At 43.0% G+C, this 9,597-nt stretch carries 8 protein-coding genes; all 8 read right to left on the bottom strand.

Annotated elements, in window-relative coordinates; translation table 11 throughout:
* Positions 1-205: ChaB family protein (locus ACWVCM_RS04645; protein WP_455200548.1), on the bottom strand; the 205-nt coding region annotated here is incomplete at its 3' end.
* A 213-nt stretch (positions 206-418) separates the two neighbouring features.
* Positions 419-1,984, bottom strand: coding sequence for a ribosomal protein L7/L12 (locus ACWVCM_RS04650; RefSeq protein WP_455200549.1), 1,566 nt, complete (start codon positions 1,982-1,984; stop codon positions 419-421).
* The gene (locus ACWVCM_RS04655) at positions 1,971-3,152 is read right to left on the bottom strand and encodes an aminotransferase class I/II-fold pyridoxal phosphate-dependent enzyme (protein ID WP_455200550.1); all 1,182 of its coding nucleotides are present in this window, start codon (positions 3,150-3,152) and stop codon (positions 1,971-1,973) included. Before ACWVCM_RS04655 ends, ACWVCM_RS04650 begins: the two co-directional genes overlap by 14 nt.
* A gap of 16 nt (positions 3,153-3,168) precedes the next feature.
* Complete coding sequence (locus ACWVCM_RS04660) at positions 3,169-3,804, bottom strand: hypothetical protein (RefSeq protein ID WP_455200551.1); 636 nt, start codon at positions 3,802-3,804, stop codon at positions 3,169-3,171.
* The gene (locus ACWVCM_RS04665) at positions 3,801-5,639 is read right to left on the bottom strand and encodes a hypothetical protein (RefSeq protein ID WP_455200552.1); all 1,839 of its coding nucleotides are present in this window, start codon (positions 5,637-5,639) and stop codon (positions 3,801-3,803) included. The genes ACWVCM_RS04660 and ACWVCM_RS04665 overlap by 4 nt, the downstream gene beginning before the upstream one ends.
* 6 nt (positions 5,640-5,645) lie before the next feature.
* Positions 5,646-6,245 carry an OmpA/MotB family protein gene (locus ACWVCM_RS04670; RefSeq protein WP_455200553.1) on the bottom strand — a complete coding sequence of 200 codons (600 nt, stop codon included), beginning with the start codon at positions 6,243-6,245 and terminating at the stop codon, positions 5,646-5,648.
* A gap of 63 nt (positions 6,246-6,308) precedes the next feature.
* The gene (locus tag ACWVCM_RS04675) at positions 6,309-7,226 is read right to left on the bottom strand and encodes a MotA/TolQ/ExbB proton channel family protein (protein WP_455200554.1); all 918 of its coding nucleotides are present in this window, start codon (positions 7,224-7,226) and stop codon (positions 6,309-6,311) included.
* The coding region (locus ACWVCM_RS04680; protein WP_455200555.1) for a hypothetical protein at positions 7,223-9,597 on the bottom strand (2,375 nt) is incomplete at its 5' end. The genes ACWVCM_RS04680 and ACWVCM_RS04675, both read right to left, overlap by 4 nt.

Genomic DNA, 9,597 nt, shown 5'->3' on the forward strand with positions numbered 1-9,597 from the left:
CATCTTTTTTTACATACGAAGATTTAACAGCTGCCCAGGCCACTTTGTGAGCCACTTCTTCGCGTGATGCGCCGCCTCGCCTGGCTTTAGGATCTTTATATTCTTCCCAGGCATTATTAAATGCAGCAAGGTAAATCTCCTGCGCATGCTTTGGTAGAGAATTCTTAACGCTAGGAGGCAACTCTGATACAGTTTTGTATGGCATAGGCTTTAGACGGTTAAAAACAGGGTCGCCCGATTTCTGTTAAACCCGGTGAAAAATAACTTCTAAAATTTAAACCACACTAATTAATTATAGCTTCGAAATCAATAGGCGCTAAATCCATTGATTCAATCACTGATACTGCATACTGAATTCACTGACGATGGTGAAGATTGCGCTTAGATTGGGGGAAGAAAATGATTAACGCCCTGACCTTCAAGATACTTCCTGAACTTGTTCTTTGTTCTCTTCGCTCTCTTCGTCCTCTTCCTCCACTTCCCTGGCATTGATCTTTGTTTTCGCGCCAAGTTTTCTCAGTCGTTGTTCTAATTTCTCAGCAGCCGCCTTATTTTTAAAGGCATTGACCACACTGTTTTTGCGCTGAATGATATCGACAATTTTCCTCAGTCCCATTTCCGTAGCATACCTGATCTCTCGCACCAGGCGTATTGTCTCCGGGCCAGCTGCAACCAGGATCAGATCAAACAGCTGTGCTTTAGGCGCTGTTGCAGTGACCGCCAGTAACAGCTCATTGAGGTCTTTGTCGGTTATGTTACGCCGTTTCTGCAGTTTGGTTTTTATGTTGTCCAACTGCTGCTGTAGTAACTCGTTATTTTCCCTTTCACAATGCCGTTCAAGCTTTTCGATGATCTTCAGGGCCTGATCTTTTTTCTCCTTTAAACAGGCTTTCATTAAATCATCAGCTAATTGCACCATCGCTGCACTGCGAATGGCATTTTTTAATTTTTTTCCTGGCTCAGGTGCCGGAGTATCATGTTCGGTATACTTTACAGTAAGTATGAATTCCTGCTCCTGAGACGTTTTTTCGCCAAGATGGTATGTATCGTACTGGAGCCTGATCCTTATCAACTCTTCAGTACCAACGTCTGCCTGATCTGCTTTGAGTTTTAATAGAATCTCATGAATTCTATTGTCCGCGATATTACCCAGCCGTAGTTCAAAAAGGTCACCTTCACTCGCTAGAGCAGAAGAATCGTATAGGCTCCGCTCCGGGCTGATTTTGAATGCCTGAACCGGGTGGAACCGCTCACCGGAGGCAACGCTCAACTTTACATTGGTAGCAATGATCCGGTCGATACGATGAATGATGTCGAAAAATATCTCAGTTATTCTGCTTTCTTCGCTATCTCCAAAGACAGCGCCGTTGGATGGTGAAACCAGGCGCAACAGTTGATCCGCATTGTATGAATCCCCTATTCCTACCGCAAATAGCTGAGCGCCAGCTTCACTGGCTCTATTGGCTTCCCGTTGTGCACTATTGCGGGAGTCCGGCTTACCGTCTGAAAGTATCACCATGATATTGGCATCAGCATCGCCATCTGAAAACACTTTCATGGCGCGCTTAATACCGGAAGCTATATTGGTTGACCCTCCCAGGTATGATTTAAGATTATCGATCCGTTTCTTTATAGATTCCTTTTCATTTTCTGTTGGCACGGCGTTTTTCATTACTATATCACTACTGGTATGAAACGCTATCAGCGATAGCGTGTGTCGTTCATCCAGTAAATCAACAATCATTTTGGCCGTGCTTAAAGCAAGATCAAACTTCGTGCCTATCATGGAATAACTGCAATCAAAAACCAGGCAAATAGCAACAGACGATTTTAATTCACCGTCGTCGCTCGTTGTGAACCTGGGCACAATATTAACGTGGCAGTTTAATTCCGATCCATCCAGATCCGCGGGCAACTCGTACCGATCCAGGCTGGCAGAGAGCTTGAGAATAGCATCAGTTTTTGGATCTTTATTCAAGGACATTGAATGCTTCCTCGAGAACATCGACTAATGTTTTTATTTGTTCCCTGGTATGACTGGCGGTAATATTAAAACGCAACAGGGACTCACCCTCTGGTGTATTTGGGAAACACAAACCGCTCACTAAAATATGGTTATTAAACAGGTATTCCACCATTTTTTGCGCATTCAACGTACTACCTACATTAATACTCACCAGTGGAGAATCATTTCGTTTCAGCTGCCAGTCTTTTTTCCTGATTTCATCTTTAAGATATTTTGAATTCGCATGATAGCGACTCAACACGGTGTCATCCGCTTCGAGAGTTTCAATAACTTTTATCACAATGGCGGCATTAACGGGTGATATGGGCTCAGATAGAATATACGGCCTGGAGGTAAGCCTGAGCCATTTAACCAGTTCGCTGTCGCCAGAGATAAAACCGCCACTGACGTTACCCAGCGCATAGGCAAAAGTACCAGTAACCAGGTCTGGTTTCTCTTCCATTTGCAGATGGTTAACAATCCCCCTGCCGTTCTCACCAAGAACACCTGCGCCAAGACTGTCATCGACGATGGTTATTGCATCATAATCTTCCGACAGGTCCATGATACTCTGTAACCGCGCAAGGTAACCATCGGAACTAAAAACACTGTCCGTTACAAGGATCCTGAAGCGGGAATTTTGCGAACATTTTAGATGGTATTCCAGGTCTTCATAATCCTGGTTGCGAAAAGGAACAATATTGGCCTGTGACATCCTTGCGCCGTCATATATGCCTGGATTGCACATTTCATCAATGAAAATGCTGTCTCGCCGGTTCGTTAATGGTTCAAAAATACCGATGTTTGCCAGGTAATGTGATGGAAATACAATACTGTCATCGACTTGTAAAAATCCCGACAGTTTTTCCTCCAGCTGCTTAATAATATCCAGGGTGCCAATGGTCATACGCGAAGAGGTGTTTCCAGCACCGTACATGGAAAGTGCTTCACGTGCTGCATCGCGGATGACATCGTTTGAGGTCCACCCCAATAGATCGTTTCCGGCAAAATTCAGATAACTTTTATCCTCATCAACTCGGACTTCCATGTTGTCTGTCTGAACAACGGCTGTCTCTGACCTGAGCAGGCCCGCAGCATCCATGTTCTGCATTTCTCGCAATATTGCCTTTTTTATTTTCAAAGTCATAGTCTGATTTGAGTTACTAATCCTGTTTTGATATTCCAATAAACCACAAAGAAGCACTGGTGCAATATTGCCAGGACAGGCTCTTTGCGTTTGTATAATCCAGGCAGAACTGGTCCAGGCCTTTCGCCAGACAACTCAGGTCCTCACCATCACATTGTGATGCAATGCCGAGATAATAATCGGTGACCAGTTTCCCATATTTCTGTTGCAGCCGATTTTCCAGTGCTGTTCTAAAATCGTCTTTGGTATTGCGTGTCACACGATATCTTTCTGAGCGTTTGACAAATGCGTTTTCACTTAACTTGTTGACAATGATAATGTCTGAGTAAAGTTCGCAATTGTCTCTTAAGTTCTGCTTGCGATAGGTACTGCAGTTCTTTCGGGCAAAACTGAGCAGGCATTCGACCTTCAAATCGGACAAAGTGGATCTGCAGTTATTTCTTTCAACGACGTTTATATATCGATAGGTATTCATGATATTCTGCAGCCTGGTTTCCTTAAATGCCTTTAACGCCTTCTCTATATATAGCACCCTGTTTTCTTCTACATAAGGTTGTGTTGTCTCACTGGCATAACTAAGTCCATCGCTAAAACCATAGTTAAGCAACATAAACAACAATAGCAAAGACTGCTGTGAATAAGATCTAATCATAATCGACCATGACGCTCCTGGTATTTTGCGCGAAACGTATTAACGTAATTTTGTAAATGAACGTGATAGGGATATATATCCAGAAGATCGTCTCTTTCCAGCACCCAGCTGTTACCCAGGAAAATATCCACGTTTTTCAGAATATCCAGCCGGGAAAACAAATAGGTCGGTTCTTCAAGGTATTTTTGATTGTCCTGTACATCGCTACTAACACCCTCGATTTTAACGTCCGAACGACTGGAAAGTTGTGAATAATGAAACCTGTCCTCAAGCACTTTCGAAAATTCGTTGTACATGGCTATTTGTGATTCCCCGTAATTCTCGATCACCGGGAAATAGCGAGTCGTCACGGTAAAATCAGTATTTTTAAAATTGAATTTGCTGGTTTTATTTAACCGGCCCGACGTGCTCGCCTGCATGAAACACTGGAAGCTGACCAGTTCATTTTTCTTTCTAATCTGTTGCTTACTTTTAGCGATCTTGCTTTTAACGTCAACTTTTGGCTTTTTCTTTTGCGATTCTTTTTCATCTAAAACGGGCTCTACATTATCTTTAGCCATCCCTGTATTTTCGTTTACGTTTTCCAGTTCCCGAATACTATCGTCAAGACTCAATATGGCATTGGCAATATTATGCCTTCGCAAAACAAGTTTCACTTCGGGTAGCACGCCTTCATCTTCAAGCACACTTTCCGGCGCTTGTACCAGTCTTTCGCAAACATCCGGGTCGGAATTCCAGTGAATCTGATATTCTTTACAAAAACCGACGGTCAGCGGACTTTTTGGATTAAACAGCAAGTGTCCATAGACATGTTCCATTAACTTGCTGTTGTTCCGTTCATCGTCTTTTGCCAACGTAATGGTATTTGTCTGCTTTTGAAACTGCTCAATACAGTAATTAGGATCCAGGTATTCCCGGTATTTCTGGATAATGAAGTGCTGCGGATAGGGCAAATCGGTCCATATATGGTGTGAGGCCCTTGGTGCAGCACTGATGGCATAGGCCTGATAATCACGAAGCGTTTCAAAATTGTTAACCTGTAATTCAAATTTGTCCTGTACTTTTTTTATTTCATTGTTTTTGAAAAATTCTTTTTGTTTTTCTACCGAACTGACAAATAGTCGCGACATATAATGTAAATAAGGCTCATCTAATCGCCTTTTCTGGCATACCTGCATCTTTTCAGGGTCGATTTTTTTAGGTTCGCAAATGCCAAGGTCCTTGGCGTAGCCAAGCTTGTGCGCCCTGATGATCAGTTCACAGCCCTCCGGTACAGACTCACCATAGATATCCTCGTCGTTATCCGGACAAAAGTCGGCCTCTGATGTTGCAAACTGGGACGGCAAGGTTTTTATCTTTTCAAAACCGCTGTTATCCAGTGTGACCAGTGCGATATTAAAGAAAATAATGACACAGAACATTTTCTGCATAATTGGTGAAAATTCGATGGCATTGACATCGACCCGGTTCCCGATACCAAAAGCAAGACCTTTGTAATTAAATATGGTTATTGCGTCTTTAGGCATTTCAACATCCTGCACCAGATGCAGGTAATAGACGCTTCTCTCCCCGAGCTTCCAGAAATGATATATACCGATACCGAATATGATTGAAAACAGCCCAATGAAAAACGACAGCTCGGTGTTTAAGCCTCTCAAATAACTCCAGTTCAGGTAGTCAGACTCATAAGCGAAAACGATGCTAATGCATAACACCAGAAACAGCGCTAAACTGTTGGTTCCTAAATGCAGGCGAACAGAATCACTACTACCAGCATCGTAGCCAATAATATCTCGCGCATAGCGGTTAGTGGATTTTGAGTATCGCTGATTCATACTGCGTTATTCGGCCTCAAATCTATTTACGATTTTATCCTCGATGGTGATTCTTCTATTTTTGGATTTTGTCAGTTTTAATGTTTCTCTCTGTGCCCTGGATATTTCACCTTCAAACTTCGGTACTTCCAGTTGTGGTGAGTTATCGGCGTAAGTGCATATCACCACGTTATCAACAAGCTCTTTGCTGTAATTTCGCACCTCTTCATAAGCCGCAAAAGCTCTTCTAAAACCAAGCTCCAGATTACTGTCCTTATCACCATCACCGTCGGTATGACCATTAATAACCAGCAATCTTTTGGTTAAGCCGCTGGTTTGAAAATTAAGTACCTGTTCGGTTTCATCATAAAAAATATTGTTAAATACCGACTTTCCTTCATCGGAAAGATCAAATTTGCCGGGTGGAAACAGCACGTCTCCCGGAAGACTGATGGTGCGTGAACTTACATCACCGATTGTCTCACTAATACCAATATCCTTGCCCTGGTTGGTTGACCAGAGAATGACGAAAAACACCATAATTATCGTCATCAGGTCGGTATAAATAACCTGCCAGGGTTCCCCGCGGGAACGTTTCTTTTTGGTTGGATCTGTATAGCGCTTCATTGGTATACCTTTCTTAAAAATAACTAGTTATAAATGACGCTTGTATTCGACGAAAATAAATGACTAGTTATGAGTCACTTCAATGGTATTCTTGTTTTCGATCACGACCTGCAACGCTCGAACCAGAATATCGTAGTCATAGTCCAGGTCGACCATTCGACGCTCAAATCGAGTTCCGATAATTTTGTAAAAAGAAGAAAAGATAGCGCCATAGAGCGTGGTTTTCAGGGCTAATGCCAGTTGTGGCGAAAGGGACTCAACGGTTACGTCAGAACCAAGACTGTCGAACATGGCAAGCAACCCGATAATGGTTCCTATCAAACCAAATAAAGGCATGGTCGCTGATACAAAATCAAAGTTCGAGTTTGAAGATTCGTATAATTCATGGCATTCCGCATAATAGGAGTGCGCGACAAACTCTGCATAGTCAATGTTTTTACCGGAGGAAACCAGTTCCTGAATATCCCGGCTTAACGAGTTATCAGGCAACTGTATTGATACATCACTTTCTACAGGACCCACGGCGATACTGCCATCACGCGCTCTCCTGATATTCAAGAGGTTTTGTAACGCGATAATCGTCTCCTGCATTGAAGTCGCCCGCGTGGTCAGGTGCTTTGACGAAAAGAAAATAATGAACGTTGAAAATGCCAGTATCACAAGGTCCAGACCCGTCACATAGATAAACAATCCTATGGAAATGGTAAACATCGAAATAAAGTAATTTTCCGTCACAAAAAACACCGAGGCAATCGCCAGCATGACACCGAAACCTATCAGGCCGACAAATCCCGCTCCGGCGCTCGATTGCCTGACTGCCCGGGTACTTTTCTTGAAAAAAGGAAAGAATCCTCTTCTGGGTTCAGGCCCTCTATCGGGTTCCTTTTTCTCGTGTGAGGAGTCATTCAAAGAGTCGTTCTGGTTATCGTCCGGGTCTTTGTCTAACGTATCGTCTGTATTGTCATTCTGCTTATCTGTCATAGCTCGTTCCGCTCTCTCTCTTTTTCAGCCTCGATAGCCTCGGCAATCTTCTGTTTTTCCTGTGCGATGGTCGCCAGGTATTCCGGGTGATAGTTATAGGAATTAACTACCGCCATAATGACGAAGTACATGACACCGAGAGAAACCGACCATTTTACGATTCTCTCGGCAACAATACTGGTATGCATCTGATGTTCAATGGGATCCTGGCTAAATCTTGAAAGCCAGATTAAACGATCCAGCTCATCGGTTTGAATTGACGTGGTTTCTCTTTCATCAACAAGCTGTTTGGCCCTCGTCAATATTTCATCCTGACTCTTTAACATACCGCTAATGATGCCTTTTGTGGTCAGGAACGATGGGTCGTCTGATACCTGGTAATACAGGTGCTGGATTAAGTGGTTCAAACCAAAATTAAGTACCACAAATGTATCGGCAACAATGGCAAAATACCGCGAAAATAAAAAGTTGTAGGGTTTCCTTTTTTCTTCGGGTTTGTAAAAGAAATAAAGGTATAGTGTTGAAAATATTTCTTCGCGGCGTATCAATGCGCCAAACTTGTGCAGCAGTGTGCCAAACAGAAAATCCTTGTCCTGCTCACTGGAGTCGTCTATTTCCGCGTCTTCATCATAGGGGTGAGCTCTTAACGAACCATCCAGCAACAACGCTTCTACGATACGCATATCGTCGGCATTATTGGACATCAAGGAAGGAAAATTATCAGCGCCATCCAGGTGGGGATACACGATCCCCTGCAAAATATCTTCCGGAGGACTCTTGCGTATACTCACCGGTAATCCCAGATCGCGTTCGTAATGTTTTTGCGCACGTTCAATATTTTTTATTTTATTCTTGACATGCCGGGACCTGGACACTTTTGTATCCGCCATGTCAGGTGACAAATTCGCAAATAACTGGAATACCGTGTTTTGTCGTTTAACCGGCTCGGTAACTTTTTTGGTAAATATAGCGGTATCCATGGGATTGAAATCATCTATATCACCGAGCGAAAATTTCATTAACCCCCTGTCGATGGTTATTCTGGGCCTGTTAAATCCACCGCCATAACACATGGCACCCTCGTTATCTGCCGCTACAAACACCGTTTTATCGATCAGGCGTTTGTTCAGCGTTACGCCGTTCCTTTTAAGGTAACCAATGAAGTAATTTCGCGTTTTTAAATTCCAGATACTGTCTATATCCAGATCTCCGTCACTCAGGTTGATATCGATACTCATTGAAAATACATCCAGCATGAGCGCGACCCAGTAGCTGAAATACAGGCCTGACAATGGGAATAACACTAAAACCATGATTTCCTGATTCACGGAAAAAAGTTTCCCCGCGTAAAAAACCGCAGCAAAAACACCGGAAAACACCGCGACCATGATCAGCGATTTGATGACAATGGTAACCAGGCAGGACTGTAACAGTGGTATGAGATTATTGGGCTGAATACGTTCTATTCCCTGCAGGTGAGGAAAAATAATTTTAAAATTTATAATGATAAAATAACCCCATAACATTCCGCCCAGGCCGGTTAACAGCCAATGGTAATCGACAGTCTGGTTAAACAGGATGTTGGGAATATTGCCAGCTCCGCGTTCTATCAATATCCACTGATAGGCGATCACCGATAAGCAGACAATCAGAAACGGATAGAACCAGCGCAGAATAATTTTTACCCGCTCAGGATGCTTTCGTGGTTTGCCAAACAGGGAAAAAAGATAGGGAAAAGCGCTAAACAGCGCCAGGAATATTAAAAAGGCTTTTTGAAATCGAGTGTCTGAACCAGGCTGAACCTTTTGAGCTGTTTCCCCGTCGATTTCACTCTCCGTTACCGCAAAGTATTTACGCTTATCCAGGATACCGCCTTTTTCCAGAAATGGTTTAAAGGCACTAAACGCGCCCATGCGCAATTTTAATAAACTTGATCCACTACCAATGTCAATGGAACCGGTTTTGACTAAAAACCGGTTTTGAACATCGTATATCTCATAATCGATGTCGGACTCATCAACCGTTCCTAACATCAGCGCATCGACACCCAGGTTTTTGTAAACCTCCACGATGCAATCTACGTGGCGTTTTTTACAGGTCTTCTCATTGGCAATATCTTTTTTAACCGGTACTACCTTTTCGTATCCTGATATATCGTTATAAATATTCTGTTCCAGCGCATTAACAACCCAGACTTTCTGCTTGCCTTCCGCTGTCAGGCTAACGACAAATTTTCCGGTAACAATTTTATCTTCCGCAAAAAGCTCACCTGCCATAAGGAGCAATAGCAAGTACAAAACTGTTATTTGAAATAAACGGTTCACTATCTGGTAAAACTGTTCTATCAGGGTTAATGGAAATATCTGATGCA

Source organism: Kaarinaea lacus, from assembly GCF_975902315.1.

Coding starts and splice junctions, on each gene's coding strand:
- ACWVCM_RS04650 (WP_455200549.1), bottom strand. CDS start 1,984: ATGTCCTTGAATAAAGATCCAAAAACTGATGCTATTCTCAAGCTCTCT.
- ACWVCM_RS04655 (WP_455200550.1), bottom strand. CDS start 3,152: ATGACTTTGAAAATAAAAAAGGCAATATTGCGAGAAATGCAGAACATG.
- ACWVCM_RS04660 (WP_455200551.1), bottom strand. CDS start 3,804: ATGATTAGATCTTATTCACAGCAGTCTTTGCTATTGTTGTTTATGTTG.
- ACWVCM_RS04665 (WP_455200552.1), bottom strand. CDS start 5,639: ATGAATCAGCGATACTCAAAATCCACTAACCGCTATGCGCGAGATATT.
- ACWVCM_RS04670 (WP_455200553.1), bottom strand. CDS start 6,245: ATGAAGCGCTATACAGATCCAACCAAAAAGAAACGTTCCCGCGGGGAA.
- ACWVCM_RS04675 (WP_455200554.1), bottom strand. CDS start 7,226: ATGACAGATAAGCAGAATGACAATACAGACGATACGTTAGACAAAGAC.